The following is a 17,873-nucleotide window of genomic DNA, read 5'->3' as shown; positions in this document are numbered from 1 at the left end:
ATCATTGCCTCATCGTAACAGGCACATGAATGCTCTGCAGAAGCTTTTGAAGCAAAGATTCTACGCTAATATTATCTAGGCGCGACTCTGGACGCAGCAATATTCGATGACCCAAGGCAAATGGAGTAAGGATCTTCACGTCATCAGGCAGAACGTAATCTCGTCCTTGCAAAAAGGCATAAGCTTTACAAGCCATCATAAAGGATAGTGAGGCACGTGGACTTGCACCCAGCATTACAAGTGGATGTTCTCTTGTCTGCCGCACAATATCTAACAAGTAATTCAGCACAGGATCACTCATGAAGATGTCGCGAATTTCTTCCTGAATCCCTGCAATTTGTTCCATGCTTGTTACGGGCGAAAGCCTGTCCACCGGTTGGCCTTCCTGATGGCTCAGCAATAAATTTTTCTCCGTCGCTGCATCAGGATATCCAAGGCTAATTCTCAGCATGAATCGATCTAATTGGGCTTCAGGCAGTGTATAGGTTCCCTCAAAGTCTATCGGATTCTGGGTAGCGCATAACATGAAAGGATGAGGAAGTGGATACGTCTCTCCATCTACGGTAACGTTTCGTTCCTCCATCACTTCCAGAAGTGCGGATTGTGTCTTCGTAGTAGCACGGTTAATTTCATCGGCTAACAAAATATTCGTCATCACCGGACCAGGCCGGAAATGAAACATCTCATCCCTAGGATGATAGACAGATACACCTGTAATATCACTCGGAAGTATATCTGGATTACACTGAATCCGGCGATATTCACCGGACATTGATCTTGAAAGTGCGCGTATTAGCTGGGTTTTTCCTGTTCCCGGTACATCCTCGATCAATACATGACCACCAGCAAGCAGAGCGGTTAACAATAATTGTATTTCAAATGATTTTCCAAGTATGCAGGATTCCAAATTAGTGCGTACAGCATTCATGGTGTGCATCGATTCTTGACGTACGGGCATATATAATCCTCCTAGCCAGAATAAACAGTATTATTTATATTTTACATGATTAGAGGACCCAAAGTACATTGTTGAAGATCACGAAGTGAGGATACAAAAAAAACCATAAGATGAAACATCCTACAATTTAAAAATAACAAAAAAAGATTGCCGTCTTTTTCTGACGACAACCTTTTCATATAGCATCAACTTTACCCCTTCGGCCGTACAACTAAAGCTGCCAAAAAGGAGAACACAATAGCTGACGAGATGCCGGCACTTGTAATATCAAAAATACCCGTAACTACACCGATCCAGCCATCCCGCTCCAGCTCCGTTAATGCCCCGTGAACCAAGGAGTTCCCAAAACTTGTGATCGGAATGGTTGCCCCAGCACCCGCAAATTTCACAAGCGGGTCGTAGATACCAAAAGCATCAGCAATCGCTCCGGCTACAACTAAGGTACTCATCGTATGTGCAGGTGTCAGCTTCAATACATCGAACATCAGCTGCCCTATAACGCAAATGGCTCCTCCAATCAGAAAAGCCCATAAGTAAATCATCATTATGCTTCACCTCCGCTCTCTATGGCTACGGCATGAGCAACACATGGAATACTCTCTCCCTGCTGATAAGACAAAGGTGATAAAAGTGCACCCGTTGCCACTATAAGCACCCGTTTAAGTTCACCTTTTTTTAACCGCTTAAGGATATGACCATAGGTTACAACCGCTGAGCACCCGCAGCCGCTTCCTCCAGCGATCACATATTTCTGTTTCTCCAAGTCGTAGATAAGCAAACCACAATCGTCAAAGGTTGTTTGCTCCATAGGAATTCCTTCTTTAGCCAATAGGGTCTTGGCTATAGGTAACCCTACGGATGCCAGGTCGCCGGTAACAATTAAATCATAGTGCCCGGGCGATAGACCTGTATCCCGAAAATGCGCAGTGATGGTATCCGCCGCCGCAGGTGCCATAGCCGTCCCCATATTAAAAGGATCTGTCAAACCAAGATCCATAATACGTCCAAGCGTGGCCGAAACCACGACTGGATAGTTACCCGAACCGTCATTCTGACCCACTACAGCACAACCCGAACCTGTAACTGTATATTGCGCCGTTGGGGGTTTCTGCGAACCATATTCCGTTGGATAACGAAACTGCTTCTCCACCGTACAGTTATGACTTGATGTTCCCGCTAGCGCATACTTACCGCCTCCAGAATCAACGATCATTGAGGCAATCGCAAGGCTCTCCATAGAAGTAGAGCAAGCACCAAAGACTCCGAGATAAGGCACACCTAATTTTCTTGCCGCGAAGGAGCTGCTGATAATCTGGTTCATCAAATCTCCGCCGACAAAAAACTCCAGCTTTTCTTTATCGATATTTGCATTAATCAGAGCCAGCAGGGAGGCTTTCTCGAAAAGAGCACGCTCAGCCTTCTCCCATGTCTTCTCGTCCATTTCCAGCGAATCAAATATAAAATCAAAGTCTGAAGCTAAAGGACCTTCTCCCTCTTCTGGCCCTACTACAGCGGAAGAACCCAAAATAACGGGACGGTTCGTGAACTCCCAGGTCTGACTACCAAGCTGTTTCATGTATGTGCACCCCCGTCTACGCCCAAAAAGAGATAGACGATACCAATAATGAAAGCAGCTACGGCACCAAATACGATAACCGAACCTGCAAGCTTAAACATATTGCCGCCTACACCAAGTACAAGACCCTCAGCGCGGTGCTCTAGAGCTGCAGAGCACATACTGTTTGCGAACCCGGTCACTGGGACTGCAGTTCCTGCACCAGCCCATTGCGCCATTTTGTCGTACACGCCAAAGCTGGTCAGAATTACAGAGAGTAGGATCATCACCGCGACTGTCGGACTGGCGGCTTCCTTGGAGCTCATATCGAAAATTGCCATAAAAGCCTCCTGAACACCTTGTCCAATAACACAGATTATGCCGCCAGCAATAAACGCTCGTATGCAGTTTTTGAATACGGGCCTGGCAGGAACAAAGGGCTTGGACAATTTCTCGTAATCTTGTGGAGTCAGGGTGTCAAGCTTCAGCTTGACACCCGATTTCTTAGTTTTCGCCGGCATTGAGGCACCTCCTGAAAGTTAGGCGAAGGGGGCTGACAAGCATCATAGTACTCACTTTTAAGCCCCTTAAGTTGTTCTTCGCTTAGAAGTTTTCCTTATTGTTTGCCATCCTCCGCTTCGTTATGTCCCTCCAGTTCAGGAAAAATACAGTAACACAACAATCAGCAATAAAAAGAGCACAAAAATAAGTACTGCTTCTCTTTCTCTTGGATTGTGGCGCCAGTATCGTCTGCGCGTTCCGTTTCCTTGTAGGCTCCTACTTGATAATCCTCCCTGCACCCTTCTTGGGGGTACGCTGCCCGCTACCCTCATTCATCTTCGCATCCTTTCTAAGGCTCCTGCCACCAAAGCCTCTAATGCATAGTATTCGTGGAGCTCGTGCCCGGTGTTCATTGTCTCTTGTCATGGACAAGTGAGCCCAGAATGTTCATACTAGGTTGCAGGAAGAAATAACGATGTGGTCCTTTATGGATAACATCCGTTTCTCGTAGAAATATAAGAATGATGTATAAATGAGTTCTTATATTTTAATAAAGGAGTGAATTCATATGAATCAAGAAACATTGGACATGTTCAAAACACTTACCGAATTTCCCTCAGCCCCAGGATTTGAGCGCGAACTCCGCGCTTACGTCAAGGATGCTATGACTCCTTATACTGAAGAGTTCGTACAGGATCGTCTCGGTAGTTTGTTCGGCGTACTGCGCGGCGAAGAGAACGGGCCAAAGATTATGGTCGCTGGGCATTTTGACGAAGTAGGTTTCATGGTAACTGGAATTACTAACACCGGTATGATCCGTTTTCAACCACTTGGCGGCTGGCTTGCCTCTGCTGTTGCATCCCAGCGCCTACATATCATTACACCTAAAGGAACGCTGACCGGAGTTGTTGGCAGTACGCCTATCCATTTGCTAAGCAACGAAGAACGTGGTAAGACTGGCGAAATCAGCAAAATGTATATTGATATCGGTGCAGACAGCCGTGAAGAAGCAGAAAGCTTTGGCGTTAGACCAGGCCAACAAGTTCTGCCGATTTGTCCTTTCACTCCCCTTGCTAATCCAAAAAAAATCTTGGCGAAAGCTTGGGACAACCGTTACGGCGTAGGTCTCGCCATTGAACTAGTTAAAGCATTGCACGGTAAAAAGCTGCCGAATACCGTTTTCGCTGGTGCCACTGTACAAGAAGAAGTAGGTCTTCGGGGTGCGCGTACTGCGGCTAATCTCCTGTCACCAGACATCTTCTTCGGTCTGGACGCGAGCGCTGCTGCCGATATGACTGGTGACAGTCAGGCATTTGGCCATCTGGGCAAAGGAGCTCTCTTACGTATTTTTGATCCTACGATGGTTACACATCGCGGTCTGATTGAATATGTACAAGATACAGCGGATACCCACCGGATCAAATATCAGTATTTTGTATCCCAAGGCGGAACAGATGCAGGTCAGGTTCATGTTAGTGGAATTGGCGTTCCTTCCGCAGTAATCGGAATATGCTCCCGCTACATACACACAGCTTCATCAGTGATTCACAGTGATGACTACGATGCTGCTAAAGAGCTTCTGATCAAGCTGGTAGAAGGCCTTGACCGGACTACACTACAGACAATTATTGAGAACAGCTAATCGCACAAGAAATGACAGAAGAAGCCCTCAAACACTTTTACAGTGATTGAGGGCTTCTCTTTATGTGAATAGAACTGATTTAAATCATATCTAGCGGTACTTTCCAAGAAGGTATTGGGAAAGCTTCGTCCAGCTTCCAAATTTCATCGTCACTTAGCGTAATCAAGCCTGCAGCAGCATTCTCAATGACGTGCTTACGAGAAGAAGCTTTTGGGATAGAAATAACATCCTTTTCACGCATCGTCCAAGCTAACATAATCTGAAGCGGAGTTGCCTGATGTGCACTGGCGATTTCCTGAACGACTTCACTCTCGATTACTCCTTTTCGGAGTGAACCAGCTTGAGCAAGCGGTGAGTAAGCCATTACCGGGATCTTGTGACTTCTCTGCCATGGCAGCAGTTCAGTTTCAATTCCTCTGGACCCTAAATGATATAGAATCTGATTGGTTGCACAATGAGTTCCCCCAGCAATACCAAGCAGTTCTTTCATATCGTCGACATCGAAATTGGATACACCCCATCTTGCTATTTTTCCTTGAGAGACTAGTTTCTCCATACCTACAACAGTCTCTTCTAGTGGAATATCTCCCCGCCAATGCAGCAAATAAAGATCCAGATGATCCGTATTCAAGCGTTTCAAGCTTTCTTCACAGCTGCGGATAAGGTGCTCATTCCCGGCATTATGTGGATAGACTTTTGACACCAAGAAAACTTGATCCCGAATACCTTGAATAGCCTCACCTACTAAAAGCTCCGAGCGTCCGTCCCCATACATCTCAGCCGTATCTATTAAATCCATGCCTAGCTCCACGCCTAATCGCAGGGCAGCAATCTCTTCCTCCCTACGGGAATTGTCGTCACCCATATTCCAAGTTCCCTGCCCAATTCTGGGAAGTGACGTTCCATCTGGAAGCAGCATGCGGTTAGATTGGTTCATTCTTGCGATTTCAGCCAAATGTTCGATTGAATCCTTAGTCATATTAAAAATCCCCTTATTGAAGTATTGTATACTTACTTTATACGACCTATAAGAACCTTTCTAAACATCTGAATCGTGTCCAATTTATAACTAATCTCTCTTTTGAAGAGAAAAAGTAAAGAATGAATACCTAACTAAGCTATCAGCTTTAGTCCCACAGCGGCCCCCAGAATCATAATAATACAGACGATCCGGCGCCAGTCTTTGGCCTCTCCATACAATATCATCCCCAGAATCGCTCCGCCGGATGCGCCTATCCCCGTCCATACAGCATAAGCTGTTCCCATCGGCAGACTCTTCATAGCTAAAGACAGGAACAGAAAGCTTGCTCCAAAACCAAGAAAGAGCAGCGCGAACGACAGGAAATTCCGGTGTTTATTCAACCTATTAATCATAGCTACTCCAAACATTTCAAACAAACCAGCAACGACCAGAAATACCCATGCCATTTAAGACTCCCCCTTTACTTCGGCTTCTTTGGTCACCATTTTCAATCCTATAACGCCTGCCAGCAAAATAACCACTAGAACCAGCTTCATTAACTTGAACGGTTCTCCGAATAAAACCATGTCCGCAACTACTGTCCCTGCAGTTCCCAGACCAACAAACACGGAATATACCGTGCCGACCGGCAATTTGGTACTCGCTGAAATCATCACATAGAAGCTTATTATTATAGCTACCACAGTTATCAGCCACTCCCACATCGTGGAGGCATGTTTTAAGCCGATGACCCACATGACCTCAAAAACAGCTGCACCAACTACCTTTAACCACTCTGAATTGTTCTTCATTCCAAGCCCTCCTTCAATTCACTAACTTTATAATTGCCCACGAAACAAACAAATAAGCCCGGAAGGTCATCGTCATTTATAACGATACCTCCCGGGCTTTTATCCCTCCGTGTAGACACGAACGATGCTGTTCGTGCGTTTTCCCTCGGACCAGACCAGCTGTGCACCAGCTGCGGAACCCTAGAAAACAATAACTATTAAGTTACATCGTATGGTAGCAAATCGGGGTGATAAAATCAACCTTTTCTAAATAAAAGTTTGACAACAATTCTGAAATAGGCGTGAACCAGTCGATCCACAATTCCCCTGCATCTTACTAAGCGTTTGTAAGTTTAAGGATCTTCATCAATTGGAACAATAGCATTGCACTCTCTTGGCGCTCAGTTTTTTTACCCAACTGGAATTGGAACGGACCGTCCGTCGGCAGAATTCCATTATCCAAGGCAATAACATAATAAGGTTTTACCCAATCCGGCAACTTAATAGAAAGTGCTGTCGAAGAGGTTTTATTAACAGTTGTGTTCATTTCGCCATATTTCAAGGCGTTGACAAGCATAACAATCATCTCTTGATGCGTAATTTCTTGATTCGGACGGAATGTTCCATCTGTAAAACCGTTTATCAGACCAGCATCGATGGCAGCATTGACCTGCGATACATACCAAGCACCTTCCTTAACATCCTTAAAACTTCTAGAAGCCTCCAGCTTCGGTAAAATACCTAAAGCACGATTTAGCATGGTGGCAAACTCAGCACGCGTGACAACAGATTCCGCCTTAAAACTTCCATCAGAATAGCCATTGATCACGCTTCGGTTCGCTAAGGCTAAGATACTGTTTTTAAACGGATTGCTGTTATTCAGATCATTAAATTGTGTATGGTTTTGAACTACAGTATATACAGAGTTCCCTTTACGTTTCATTGTGACCTGCAAAACTCCATCCTTCCATTCCCAGATGGTCGGAACCGGAACGTAAGTCTGTGTGACCGAATCATAGGTCAGGCCAGTATAAACAGCGTTAGCATCTTGGGCTACGTTAAAATTCATCACATGACCGACATAACTTGAGAAATTGGAAAGAATACGATCCTGACCACTTCCAATCAATTTAACTTCATACTCCACAGGTCCTCCCAGCGTAACACTGGCAGAGCCACTCAGTTGAGTAGTCAATTTGGCCTTGTAGTCACTTGCTGCTTGCGCAATCGTAATGATAACACTCTGCCCCGAACCACTGTTCCCGGAAACTGCCAAGAACAAGGAATTTACAGGGAGCTGAATCTTGCCCGATGATGATTCCAGAATAAGCACAGCATCCTTAGAGTTATTATTAATACTTGTTAATAAACTTAAATCTATCTGAAATTGACTGCTTTGAGTTGGCGTTTTTTCATCAGCCTTGATAATGATTACTGGATTTTTCTTGAATTCAGGATCATTTATTGTCTTTGAAATAAACGCTGTTGCCACTTCTGTCATAGATGACTTGGTTCCATCTGTGTTTTCTTTGATTGTGGTTACTACCTTGGCACTGTCAGTAGGGACAGCACCCGTGCTGCCACCGCCACCAGTTCCGCCACCACCAGCTCCACCGCCGCCAGCTCCGCCACCACCAGTTCCACCGCCGCCAGTACCACCGCCGCCGGTTCCATTGCCGCCGCTATCATTTGTAATAGGAGGTACAACGACTAAAGTCCCCATACTTTCAATTTTCTTGGCTGATTGCCGGGTTATAAGGAGTTTCTCCCCCGGATTTCCAACGTTACTTATAGTAATCATAATTGCGGTTTTGTTTGGATCAACGATCCCGTAACCAAGTAAACGGGTTAGTCGCTCATTGTAAACACGAACGATATCTCCGGCGACCAGGTTATTCACAACGATATTATCCGCTTGCACCTGGTATTTGTGTATAGTAATGGACGATACCAAGATATCTGGTGTGACTTTATCTTCAAGAATTGATCTGCTATAGAATGGTGATATGAAATCATCATTTTCCATGAAAATACCGATTGCTAAAGCTTCCACCGGCACATTTCTTTCAGAAATAGTAAGGGAGTAACTCTTTTGCCCACCATTTACTACTGCGATGGCATCTCCAAGCTCACCTTCTTCATTGATAAAGTATAAGGAATAGCGGACACCTGGTAATTCAGCGATTCCAGATTTCCATGTCACTGTACCCGAAAATTTATTGATGTCCGGATTCGTATCTGTGACTGAAAAGTCCACAGGCAGATAACTCGGCGCATCATAGATTGGAGCCGTTGTATGAACATCAAGTGTTCTTTCACTTCCATAATCTACAAAACGAACAACCGGATATACCCCAATACTTACCGCTCCTGCGGGCAGAGTCGAATGGGATATTTCATAAACAAGGAGTGAATCTGTCGATAATTCTGTCTTCTTATAGATACCAATCTGCTTAAGTTTATTTCCATTCTGATCAAGATAATAGGCGGTATAATTCGTAATACCATCTTGGTTAGCAGGAGGTTCAAAAGATAAATAACCGTCAATCGCGCCAAGTGTCAAGTTTTCGTCCACGAAGATGGCATTAGAAGGCTGACGCCCCTCATTCATTATCGCCTGCATCTCTTGAAAGTTATTGAATTTATATAACCTACCTGCATCGGATACAAAAATAGTATGATCCGCATCAACATATGTGTGCTGGTTGAACATTAACAAATCATACAGTTTGGTAAAGCTGTCTCTGTCGTAGACGGCGCTGTTACTGAATACGAGGCTGCCGCGCGCGTAAATAATTTGCTCCGCATAGGTCCCGTACAGGGTAGACGTTTGATTCGCATCCATTCTACGGTTCCCAAAGTACAGACTACCTTCATCGAGAAAGAGCTTTGCATCATAAGAACCACTTTGTACGTCTTTTCTCTCTATCACATCAAAATTATCAGAGTTGTATTTATAGAGGGAGAAGGTATCTCCACCATACAAAATATGTTGATCCGGGAGAAGCAAATAGGTGCTGGAGCGATTGATCCCAGTTTCCTTTTCATATACCGTATCTGTAACCGAGGTATAGACTGCCGAGGTTACACTGATACCGCCTCCAAATGTCCCGCCGTAATATAAAATTCGATTATTGTTATCAGGATAGACATCAAGCGGATAGTGCTTAGTGGTAATTTTGCTGACAGCAGCATCTGATGGAATACCATTTTGCAGATCCATAATATTGATATTGTTTTCACCTTTAAAGAGGATATAGAGCTTATTATTAAGTATTTTGATCTTACTCGGGTTGGAACCAATGAACATCTTCTTTACATCTCTCATATCTGCCTTACTGATAGTGACAAGCTCATTAGTGCTTGCCATAATAGCATAGATATAAGGAGAATTATCCGTAGTAGTCCAATCCGTAATCGCTTGATTGCTTCGAATGGAATAAGCATCTGTCGTTAACAGCGAAGTGGGTCTAGACGGGATGGTAAGTCCAATTCGGGTAATACTTTTGGCATTATCGAACCAGTTCGATTCACCTGCCAGATAAGCTTGACCGTTCGAGTCGAGCAAAGCAAATCTTTTGTCGGAAGGGAATAACGCCAATGGAGTATAGGTCTCCTTATCGTATACCCCTTGCGTAGTAAGAACATATGTATCTGATACATCCAATATAACAGCTTCGAGATAGGTGTAATCGCCATTCGTTCTCGAGTAGGTACCCGTGGTCTCTAGCAAATTCCTTTTATTGAACTGATGCCCACCAAAATATACGGATTGATCATCCACAAAAATATGCTGAAGCGATATGGAATTTCCTCCAATCTCCATATCGTCGTCAATATCCTGGCTCAGCACGGCACCGGTCTTAATATCTACAGCCGTTATTCCGGCATACGAGGATATTTCACCGACAAACAGCATATTGGAGGACTCATCAACTGCCAGAGCCACACCGTTATATAAAAAGTTTCGGAATAATAGACTGTTCGTCTGATTGGACTTGTCATATTTATAAACCCCATTACTAGTACCATAGAAAAGATATTTGGAAGTAGCAGCGACTGAGTTGGGGATTCCAGTTGTGATTATCGTGTTCGAGATTTGTTGAGTGGACAGGTCTACTGTCTTGATCATCGTCGCTCCGGAAAGCGCGATCTGCAGAGATTGCCCATCCCTTGCAAGATAAGACGGGTTCGAGCCCACATTGAGCGTCTTCTCAATCTTAAGATCACTAAGCCGAATAAAATAAAGATTATTGTCCGCGCTGGAGATGGCATAAATATAGCCAGCTTCTTCATCCATTACCCAGTCTGTCAAATTAGCCGGAAGCGAAAGTTCTAAAGGCACCGCTGAGGAATCTGCACTGGCTGTGGGAACCCCAACCCCCAGTGAGTTAAACAGTAAAATAAATAATAAAAGTAAAATGAAATAATTCTTCCCCTTTTTCATGTGCGGCGCCCCTTGTATTTTTTTGTAATTCTAGCAATTTTGATCATACTATAGAATACCAATATTTTCTACTTGGATTTAAAGCTACTGCCCTCTCGACACAACGCTACACATAGACAGCACAATTCGTGTTCAAGGATTGAACTGCAAAGAAACCAAGTTTCTGTTCAAAACAGCTAGCCGCTTATATTCTTTTTCACAATCCATTTATTCAATATTATGGTACAATTTAAGAGAATACAGCTTATAATGAACAACTAGGAGGGCGATCTAATGGTCTTTGGGATACTGTTTATTGGAGTCGTTGTATTTATAATCATACAGTCCATAGTTCGTAATGGTTCAAACTCGAACAGTAACAGATTTGAGAGAAATAGACGAGATGACGCCGCCAGCATGTCTTTTATGGCAGCTAGCCATCCAGATCTGCGGGATCCAAATAACCCGAATCATTCTAATCACCAACATCACCATCAACACCATCACGGGAGCGACTCCCATCACCATTCTGGACATGACAACGGTCATAGCTGGGGCGGGGATAGCGGGCACAGCAGCGGGGGAGATTTCGGTGGCGGAGATGCTGGTGGCGGTGGCGGATGTGATTAGAGCGTTACTCTATAACAAAAGGAAAAGGGCATCCCTGATATTGCTTCAGGAATGCCCTTTTTATGATTGTTACTTTTTTAAAACACCAATAATCTTTGCTTGCGTGTGACTTAAAAAATTCTCAGCACCGTGCGGGTGTAGTGGTTCACTCCAAACAAATCCGTCTCCTTCGTATCTAGGGATGAGGTGCATATGGTAATGGGTCAGGTCGTTAAACTTCCCTCCATTTTGGCAAATGCTTATACCATCTGGTTCGAACAAAGTCTTCAGAACAACTGACAACCTCTTCGCCCCGTCCATTATCGCATAGGAAGTCTCTGAATCGATTTCTTCGAGATCCCAATAATGCTTTTTAGGAAGGATCAGGAGATGTCCTTCGTTAAACGGAGCGATATCTAGCACACAAGTAATAAATTCATTCTCATATACTACTTTTACGTTAGGCTCAATTCCGTTAGCAATCCGACACCCCAAACACTCCATATAGCACACTCCATCCCATAATCAAAGGTCATCTCTATTATTGATTAAATTGAAACCGGCTGAGAAGCACCTCACCGTTAAAAACTACATAAACATCGCTAGTACCCGTCTCCACGGATACTTCGCCTTTCAATGTGCTCCACTGTTGCAGAACTCCACCAGAAGGGATGTTCACGGTTCCAACCAGTTTCCCAGCTGCGCTTCCGGTTCTGATCTCAATGCTGCCACCTTTTGCAGAGGAGACCAGAGCTTCAATTGCTACTGCTCCATGATCGAACAATACGTCATTAAAAGCGATCCAAGCGCCCTCTTTTACCGGATGTACCGAAGCCCCGCCTACTTTGCATTCGTCCAGATATACGCCTTCGTAGTCATCATAGTTCTCTGCCTTGGTGTTGTTATATAAATTACGGGAAGGAATGATGTCCCCTTTCACCGTTACTACTGAAGATAATTTAATATCAGCAGAAGAACGGCCGATCAGAATTGCGTATTCTCCATTTTCGACGCAATATTGTTCGCGTGTAACATCCCAGAATGCTAACTCTGTAACTGGTAATGCAAACTCTATAGTATTCGATTGACCTGCGGCGATGCTCACTTTTTCAAAGCCCTTCAGCTGTTTAATCGGACGTTTGACCCGGGAATTCAAAGCTTGCACATATAACTGAACAACCTCGTCCCCATCGACTGCCCCAATATTATCCACTTGAACGGAAATGTTAAGCGTATCGTCTTGCTGCAGTTCCTTTGTGCTCAAATTTAGATTCTTGTAATTCACTTCAGCATAACTTAGGCCGTGACCAAAAGGATACAATGGCTTACCGTCAAAGTACATATAGGTTCTTTTACCTTTGATAATATCATAATCCATCAGCTCAGGCAGCTGCTCCACAGAACGGAACCAAGTCATATTCAGCTTGCCAGAAGGACTGTAATCTCCGAACAACACTTCTGCAACCGCATTGCCAAGCTCTTGTCCACTGTGGGATGTATACAAAACTGCCGGGATATTCTCGTCAATCCAAGTGGATGAAATCGGATAACTGCCGACAATAACTACCACTGTATTCGGATTCGCTTCATAGACTGCTTTGACCAAACGTTCCTGCTCTTCCGGAAGTACAATATCAGGTCTGTCGATTTCTTCTTTTCCGTTAAGAAGTGGATGATTACCGACAAAAACCACTGCTACCTCAGCTGCTTTGGCAGCTTCTACCGCAGCATCCAGTCCGTTTGTAACGATGTTCTTTTTGAAAAGACGAGCGTCCGCACTTGCGACCTGATCAGCAACCTGCAGCGTGCCATCCTCAGCATTCACAGAGATCAATTTGTCATTCCAAGTCCGCAAAGAGACTTTACCCTCAGCTTCCGGGACGATGTTCAGGGATTCTTTTACAAACCAGCCGTAGATTTCATCAGCAGATGCTGTAAGTGTCTCCGCTTCGCTTAAAGTTACATACTGTCCACGACTTGTCGCCTTCAGAGTATTGTTAGTCCAGCCCCAAGCGGTATGTTGGAATAATTCTCCGTGCTCTGCTATGTCATGTTGTACAGCCAGCCTTCCGTCCTCACCCGTGATTCCGATGGCTTGGCCGTTTGCAGCTGAGGTAAGAATGATTTGATCTGCGCCGCTCTCAAAAGTAACGTGTTTACCAGGCAGCTTTTTGCTAACACCCTGCAGCGGGGTCACTCCATAAGGTAATGTGCCGGAATACCAGTCTCTGAAAGCTTCATCGCCAAGTGGACCAATAATCGCCATTTTGTTTAATTCAGTCTTGCTCAGTGGCAATGTTGCCTGATCATTCTTCAGCAGCACAATGGATTGTTTGGCAGCTTCCAAGGAAAGTGTGGCATGTTTTTTGCTAAGAATTACGGAATCGTCGATTGCTGTGTATGGATTACCTTCAGCGGGGTCAAACTCTCCCAGACGGAAACGAACTCTAAATGTGTTAGTTAGTGCACGATCCAGATCTTCCTCTGATAGTAGGCCTTGGTCTAGTGCTTCATGAAGAACCTTGATCGTCTCTTCAGTTTCTTCTGTTACGCTGTCAATTCCGTTTTTGATAGATTCCGCCATCGACTGTGCAAAAGATTCATAATACTTATGATCTTTCACAATCCCAAAAAGATCGCCGGCATCGCTTACGATAAACCCATCCATTTCCCATTCGCCTTTGACAACATCCATGACTGCCGGATGAAGAATAACAGGCACGCCATTCACCGAGTTATAGGCGGTCATCATAGACTGCGCGCCACCTTCTTGAAAAGCAGGCTTGAATGCTTCCAGATAATACTCACGCATATTTCTTGGATCGATGCTGGCGGAACAATTTCCGCGTTCGATCTCGTTGTTGTTCCCTAGGAAGTGTTTAAGCGTTGCGACCGCTTTCAAATACACCGGGTGATCGCCTTGGATTCCTTGCACAAGTGATGTGCTGAGTTGTCCAGTTAACTCTGGATCTTCACCGTAAGCTTCTTCCGTTCTACCCCAACGTGGGTCACGCTCCATATCCACCGTTGGTGCCCATAACGTCAGCCCATTCACCGTTGGATTCTTTTTGTAAAATGCTCTTGCTTCATCTCCAATGGCCGAGCCGATTTCCTTCATTAGCTCTGGGTTCCAAGTACAAGCCAGTCCGCTTGGCTGAGGAAAAGAGGTCGCTTTTCCAAGCCAGGAAATTCCGTGCGCCGCTTCTGTACCATGTTTATAGGCTCCAACGCCTAAACGCTCTATAGCCGCTTGATACTGAGGGATCAGACTTACTTTTTCATCAAGCGTTAATCTGGAGATCATATCCTGCACTCGGTCATTTAAGGGTAAATCAATCTGTTGAAATGGATATTTAGATGTCACTGTTTCCATCATAATCGCTCCTTCGGTTCAAGTTGATAGCGGTTTCATATGTTCTCGAGGTAGTTGTCTGTGTCTAACACAAATCTGGTCTATCAACATAATCATAGAAGATTAGCTCGATAAGTAACACCTTAACAATCTAAGTGAAAATCAGGTCAAAATTAGAGATTTATCGTGTGCTTCACTCGCCCGTCTCCCTAGTTGAAGTGAGATGCGGATGATAACGGTGCGAGGTGGATTGGAGAGGGCTGATCTGGGGTATTTTTACCCCTCTTTTGCTCAATTCCAACCTTTTGGGTCGGATCTGGGGTATTTTTACCCCTCTTTTGCTCAATTCTAGCCTTTTGAGTGGGATCTGGGGTATTTTTACCCCTCTTTCGCTCAATTCCAGCCTCTTGGATCGGATCTGGGGTATTTTTACCCCTCTTTTGCTCAATTCCAGCCTTTTGGGTCGGATCTGGGGTATTTTTACCCCTCTTTTGCTCGTTTCTAGCCTTTCGGGTCGGATCTGGGGTATTTTTACCCCTCTTTTGCTCAATTCCAGCCTTTTGGGTCGCATCTGGGGTATTTTTACCCCTCTTTTGCTCAATTTCAGCCTTTTGGGTCGCATCTGGGGTATTTTAATTGCCTTACCATAACTGAATATCCTTTAAGGAATGGATATATTCATATTTGCAGACTCTACCGCTCTCCTGAGAAACTATGGGGCAAAACTTTCCTTTTTCGCTGAGAGCACTCAGTCCTTTTCGAGCCGTACGCTTATCAATCCCAAGCTCCCTCACCAAATCAACCGGACGAATGCACCCATTCGTGCGAACCGCAATCCGCAAAATATCACGCTCCAGTCGGCTAAACTCCCCCTGCTCCTCCATCTTCACAGCCAGGTAAGGCATCAGCAATGGTCTTAGCAAAGTAATCGTAAGTTCAGGACTCGCATCCAGATCATCATAAGGAATCGCCACGACCCGATAACCCGCGATTTGCAGATAGGTCTCTCGATTCAGCTCCTGCCTGTAGCGCGTTCGATCTGTACTTTGCACATGTGGGCCGTAGCCTTTAACTTCAAACGCAAACTTAACCTGGCCAGGCTTCCACACAAAATCAACAAAGTAGGGCTTACTACGCCAATCCAACACTTCATATTCAGGATGAAGGTCATTGAAATGCCCCATCATAGGCCACCATACCTTCTCCAAAAACATCCGCTCACCATGGCCATGTCCACGCTCCAATCTCCCCCGCCGTTCTCCCGTTCTTCTACTAATATGATCCTCTACCCACTTACGATGCTCCTCCGTAAATCCCATACGTCACCCTCCTTCTTGGCATAAAAAAATCCCGCACCCAATATGGGTACGGGACGTGCTTCGTCCTATTACTCAAAAGTATAGTGTTCGCTTTCTGATGCTGTCAATAAACACTCTACATTCAATAGTAGATCCAGCAAAATTTAACTTATCGATCAAAAAAGCGAGTTGGTTAAGTACGTTGCGTTAAAGCAAAGCCAGCTTTAGTAAGCTCATTTGGAGTTAGCTCTATTAGAGTTTGTTCAGAGGAATTAGTTCAGTTACCGTCGACTCAACTTCCCATCCCAGCTACTTACCCCGCCCTGCAAATGTGCAAGCCGAGTATACCCCTGCTTGCTCAGAATCCGCGCTGCACTTTTGCTTCGCATACCGCTGCGGCAGTAGAGCAACACATCCCGATCCTTAGGGATTTCACCGAGCCGCTTTTCCAACTGAGACAGCGGGATGTTTTTCGCCCCCGGAATAAATCCACTCTTGTATTCATCCGGTTCGCGGACATCGATCAGCAGCCTATTTTTGGATTGCTCCATTTCGCTCCGAAACTCTGCCACCTTCAACGTTCTTACACTTACACTTGCGCTTTTACCAAATCCGAGACGGGACATTAATGAGCTTAAATCCATTATCCTTCACAACAACCTTTCACCGAAATGTCGGAGAGTGTTCTTTTACTTCCTAAAAAATCACCATTTACCGCATATAACTTTCGAAAGCCCTGTTTATACAGAATTCTCGCAGCTTTGTTTCTTTTATAGTAACTATCAGCAAGGATTAGAACCGAATCGTCAGTAGATAGACAATGTTGCCAGACATAGGCTAACCGCCCGATCGATATATTTATCGAGCCACGGATACTATCCTTCTCATAATCTACGGCATCTCTAACATCGAGCATTTTCATGTCCAGTGATTGATCTGCTAATTCGCGAATGTCACGGGCTTCTACATAGGAGAGTGAACGGACTGGCCAAGCGGAACGTAAGAACCTTACAATACTAAAAGCAATTACTATACTCAGTAGGATCCTAAACATCATGTTCATGCTGTTACCCCCGTACCAAAAAATCATCCGTCCAAGCGCTTAATCCGCCCATCATATTCACAACGTTATATCCTTTTTCGCTCAGCAGCTCACACGCCAGTCCACTTCGACCACCACTTAGACACATCACAATCATCTCTTCATTAGGATCTAGTTCATCTATACGCATTAACAGCTGCCCAAGCGGAATATGCTTCGCGCCGATCACATGCCCCTCCACCCATTCGGCGGGTTCACGTACATCCAGTAGCGTAGGAGCCTCTCCATTCTTCAGACGTTCCGCCACTTGCTGAGGGGTAATTTCCTTTGAAATTTTAAAAGACATCGAGCATCTCTCCTTCTCTTTTTTTTAAAAATAACTTGATTTTAATATCACTATATCATAATATTACGATATAAGGATATTGTAAAGCGAGGAGTTCATAACCATGGACAAAAATTTCAAAGCCTATAATCAAACCGCCGAAACCCTAAAGGCTATCGCTCATCCCGTTCGCTTGTGCATCATTAAAGGTCTGCTTGAAAAAGGCAGCTGCAACGTTAGCTTCATGCAGGACTGTCTCGACCTTCCACAATCTACGGTATCCCAGCATTTGCAGAAGCTTAGAGCTCTAGGCATTGTCGAAACCGAACGTAATGGGCTGGAAATTAACTATTCTGTTAAAGACGAGAAAATCAAACATCTAATTCAGCTATTTTTAGGGGAGGAATAAAACA

Annotated in this window: 18 protein-coding genes and 1 riboswitch; of the genes, 4 read left to right on the top strand and 14 right to left on the bottom strand. The window is 44.6% G+C overall.

Annotated elements, in window-relative coordinates:
* Position 1: 1 nt before the first annotated feature.
* From MHI27_RS07475 to spoVAC, 4 genes are all read right to left on the bottom strand, one after another.
* Complete coding sequence (locus MHI27_RS07475; protein ID WP_076284318.1) at positions 2-958, bottom strand: MoxR family ATPase; 957 nt, start codon at positions 956-958, stop codon at positions 2-4.
* A gap of 191 nt (positions 959-1,149) precedes the next feature.
* Positions 1,150-1,500 (bottom strand): stage V sporulation protein AE, encoded by a 351-nt coding sequence (gene spoVAE, locus MHI27_RS07470; protein WP_036675923.1) that lies wholly within the window; start codon positions 1,498-1,500, stop codon positions 1,150-1,152.
* A 2-nt stretch (positions 1,501-1,502) separates the two neighbouring features.
* Complete coding sequence (gene spoVAD / locus MHI27_RS07465; protein WP_076284319.1) at positions 1,503-2,534, bottom strand: stage V sporulation protein AD; 1,032 nt, start codon at positions 2,532-2,534, stop codon at positions 1,503-1,505.
* A complete protein-coding gene (gene spoVAC / locus MHI27_RS07460; protein ID WP_076284320.1) occupies positions 2,531-3,034 on the bottom strand; it encodes a stage V sporulation protein AC in 504 nt (167 codons plus the stop codon). Before spoVAC ends, spoVAD begins: the two co-directional genes overlap by 4 nt.
* A 548-nt stretch (positions 3,035-3,582) precedes the next feature.
* Here spoVAC and MHI27_RS07455 point away from each other — a divergent pair.
* Positions 3,583-4,656: a M42 family metallopeptidase gene (locus MHI27_RS07455; protein WP_042185952.1), complete on the top strand. Its 1,074-nt coding sequence runs from the start codon at positions 3,583-3,585 to the stop codon at positions 4,654-4,656.
* 79 nt (positions 4,657-4,735) lie between these two features.
* Here the strand turns inward: MHI27_RS07455 and MHI27_RS07450 are convergent, their stop codons facing one another.
* The 4 genes from MHI27_RS07450 to MHI27_RS07435 all read right to left on the bottom strand — a co-directional run bounded on the left by MHI27_RS07450 (position 4,736) and on the right by MHI27_RS07435 (position 10,855).
* Entirely contained in the window at positions 4,736-5,635 is a 900-nt protein-coding gene (locus MHI27_RS07450) for an aldo/keto reductase (RefSeq protein WP_405175951.1), read from the bottom strand.
* A gap of 134 nt (positions 5,636-5,769) precedes the next feature.
* Positions 5,770-6,084 (bottom strand): multidrug efflux SMR transporter, encoded by a 315-nt coding sequence (locus MHI27_RS07445; protein WP_042125359.1) that lies wholly within the window; start codon positions 6,082-6,084, stop codon positions 5,770-5,772.
* Positions 6,085-6,429: a multidrug efflux SMR transporter gene (locus tag MHI27_RS07440; protein ID WP_042125357.1), complete on the bottom strand. Its 345-nt coding sequence runs from the start codon at positions 6,427-6,429 to the stop codon at positions 6,085-6,087.
* An 86-nt stretch (positions 6,430-6,515) separates the two neighbouring features.
* A riboswitch (guanidine-I (ykkC/yxkD leader) is annotated at positions 6,516-6,624 on the bottom strand.
* A 121-nt stretch (positions 6,625-6,745) separates the two neighbouring features.
* Entirely contained in the window at positions 6,746-10,855 is a 4,110-nt protein-coding gene (locus tag MHI27_RS07435) for an S-layer homology domain-containing protein (RefSeq protein ID WP_405175950.1), read from the bottom strand.
* A gap of 273 nt (positions 10,856-11,128) precedes the next feature.
* On the opposite strand from MHI27_RS07435, the gene MHI27_RS07430 reads away from it, so the two are divergent.
* A complete protein-coding gene (locus MHI27_RS07430) occupies positions 11,129-11,464 on the top strand; it encodes a hypothetical protein (protein WP_076298150.1) in 336 nt (111 codons plus the stop codon).
* Positions 11,465-11,533: 69 nt separating this feature from the next.
* Here MHI27_RS07430 and MHI27_RS07425 read toward each other — a convergent pair whose 3' ends face one another.
* A complete protein-coding gene (locus MHI27_RS07425; RefSeq protein ID WP_076298151.1) occupies positions 11,534-11,947 on the bottom strand; it encodes an HIT family protein in 414 nt (137 codons plus the stop codon).
* A gap of 37 nt (positions 11,948-11,984) precedes the next feature.
* Positions 11,985-14,816: a glycoside hydrolase family 3 C-terminal domain-containing protein gene (locus tag MHI27_RS07420; protein ID WP_405176702.1), complete on the bottom strand. Its 2,832-nt coding sequence runs from the start codon at positions 14,814-14,816 to the stop codon at positions 11,985-11,987.
* A gap of 224 nt (positions 14,817-15,040) precedes the next feature.
* Between MHI27_RS07420 and MHI27_RS07415 the strand changes: the two genes are divergently transcribed.
* On the top strand, positions 15,041-15,445 hold the full coding sequence (locus tag MHI27_RS07415) for a hypothetical protein (protein ID WP_405175949.1): 405 nt from the start codon (positions 15,041-15,043) through the stop codon (positions 15,443-15,445).
* Here the strand turns inward: MHI27_RS07415 and MHI27_RS07410 are convergent.
* The 4 genes from MHI27_RS07410 to MHI27_RS07395 form a co-directional block, all read right to left on the bottom strand.
* Positions 15,437-16,114 carry a hypothetical protein gene (locus tag MHI27_RS07410; protein ID WP_405175948.1) on the bottom strand — a complete coding sequence of 226 codons (678 nt, stop codon included), beginning with the start codon at positions 16,112-16,114 and terminating at the stop codon, positions 15,437-15,439. The genes MHI27_RS07415 and MHI27_RS07410 overlap by 9 nt on opposite strands.
* A gap of 260 nt (positions 16,115-16,374) precedes the next feature.
* The gene (locus MHI27_RS07405) at positions 16,375-16,737 is read right to left on the bottom strand and encodes a rhodanese-like domain-containing protein (RefSeq protein ID WP_405175947.1); all 363 of its coding nucleotides are present in this window, start codon (positions 16,735-16,737) and stop codon (positions 16,375-16,377) included.
* Positions 16,737-17,156, bottom strand: coding sequence for a rhodanese-like domain-containing protein (locus MHI27_RS07400; RefSeq protein ID WP_405175946.1), 420 nt, complete (start codon positions 17,154-17,156; stop codon positions 16,737-16,739). Before MHI27_RS07400 ends, MHI27_RS07405 begins: the two co-directional genes overlap by 1 nt.
* A gap of 4 nt (positions 17,157-17,160) precedes the next feature.
* On the bottom strand, positions 17,161-17,481 hold the full coding sequence (locus MHI27_RS07395; protein ID WP_405175945.1) for a rhodanese-like domain-containing protein: 321 nt from the start codon (positions 17,479-17,481) through the stop codon (positions 17,161-17,163).
* Between the two features lie 103 nt (positions 17,482-17,584).
* On the opposite strand from MHI27_RS07395, the gene MHI27_RS07390 reads away from it, so the two are divergent.
* Complete coding sequence (locus tag MHI27_RS07390) at positions 17,585-17,869, top strand: helix-turn-helix transcriptional regulator (protein ID WP_042185935.1); 285 nt, start codon at positions 17,585-17,587, stop codon at positions 17,867-17,869.
* The last annotated feature ends 4 nt before the right edge of the window (positions 17,870-17,873 follow it).

Origin of the sequence: Paenibacillus sp. FSL H8-0261 (genome assembly GCF_045040645.1) — a bacterium.
In the GTDB taxonomy this organism is placed as follows: domain Bacteria; phylum Bacillota; class Bacilli; order Paenibacillales; family Paenibacillaceae; genus Paenibacillus_AQ.
This window is presented reverse-complemented; position numbering and strand designations above follow the sequence as displayed.

What these genes read in the sequence shown, in the direction of transcription:
- MHI27_RS07455 (WP_042185952.1), top strand. Translation starts at nt 3,583, where the DNA reads ATGAATCAAGAAACATTGGACATGTTCAAAACACTTACCGAATTTCCC.
- MHI27_RS07410 (WP_405175948.1), bottom strand. Translation starts at nt 16,114, where the DNA reads ATGGGATTTACGGAGGAGCATCGTAAGTGGGTAGAGGATCATATTAGT.
- MHI27_RS07450 (WP_405175951.1), bottom strand. Translation starts at nt 5,635, where the DNA reads ATGACTAAGGATTCAATCGAACATTTGGCTGAAATCGCAAGAATGAAC.
- spoVAD (WP_076284319.1), bottom strand. Translation starts at nt 2,534, where the DNA reads ATGAAACAGCTTGGTAGTCAGACCTGGGAGTTCACGAACCGTCCCGTT.
- MHI27_RS07440 (WP_042125357.1), bottom strand. Translation starts at nt 6,429, where the DNA reads ATGAAGAACAATTCAGAGTGGTTAAAGGTAGTTGGTGCAGCTGTTTTT.
- spoVAC (WP_076284320.1), bottom strand. Translation starts at nt 3,034, where the DNA reads ATGCCGGCGAAAACTAAGAAATCGGGTGTCAAGCTGAAGCTTGACACC.
- MHI27_RS07475 (WP_076284318.1), bottom strand. Translation starts at nt 958, where the DNA reads ATGCCCGTACGTCAAGAATCGATGCACACCATGAATGCTGTACGCACT.
- MHI27_RS07420 (WP_405176702.1), bottom strand. Translation starts at nt 14,816, where the DNA reads ATGGAAACAGTGACATCTAAATATCCATTTCAACAGATTGATTTACCC.
- MHI27_RS07405 (WP_405175947.1), bottom strand. Translation starts at nt 16,737, where the DNA reads ATGGATTTAAGCTCATTAATGTCCCGTCTCGGATTTGGTAAAAGCGCA.
- MHI27_RS07425 (WP_076298151.1), bottom strand. Translation starts at nt 11,947, where the DNA reads ATGGAGTGTTTGGGGTGTCGGATTGCTAACGGAATTGAGCCTAACGTA.
- MHI27_RS07390 (WP_042185935.1), top strand. Translation starts at nt 17,585, where the DNA reads ATGGACAAAAATTTCAAAGCCTATAATCAAACCGCCGAAACCCTAAAG.
- MHI27_RS07395 (WP_405175945.1), bottom strand. Translation starts at nt 17,481, where the DNA reads ATGTCTTTTAAAATTTCAAAGGAAATTACCCCTCAGCAAGTGGCGGAA.
- spoVAE (WP_036675923.1), bottom strand. Translation starts at nt 1,500, where the DNA reads ATGATTTACTTATGGGCTTTTCTGATTGGAGGAGCCATTTGCGTTATA.
- MHI27_RS07400 (WP_405175946.1), bottom strand. Translation starts at nt 17,156, where the DNA reads ATGAACATGATGTTTAGGATCCTACTGAGTATAGTAATTGCTTTTAGT.
- MHI27_RS07430 (WP_076298150.1), top strand. Translation starts at nt 11,129, where the DNA reads ATGGTCTTTGGGATACTGTTTATTGGAGTCGTTGTATTTATAATCATA.
- MHI27_RS07435 (WP_405175950.1), bottom strand. Translation starts at nt 10,855, where the DNA reads ATGAAAAAGGGGAAGAATTATTTCATTTTACTTTTATTATTTATTTTA.
- MHI27_RS07445 (WP_042125359.1), bottom strand. Translation starts at nt 6,084, where the DNA reads ATGGCATGGGTATTTCTGGTCGTTGCTGGTTTGTTTGAAATGTTTGGA.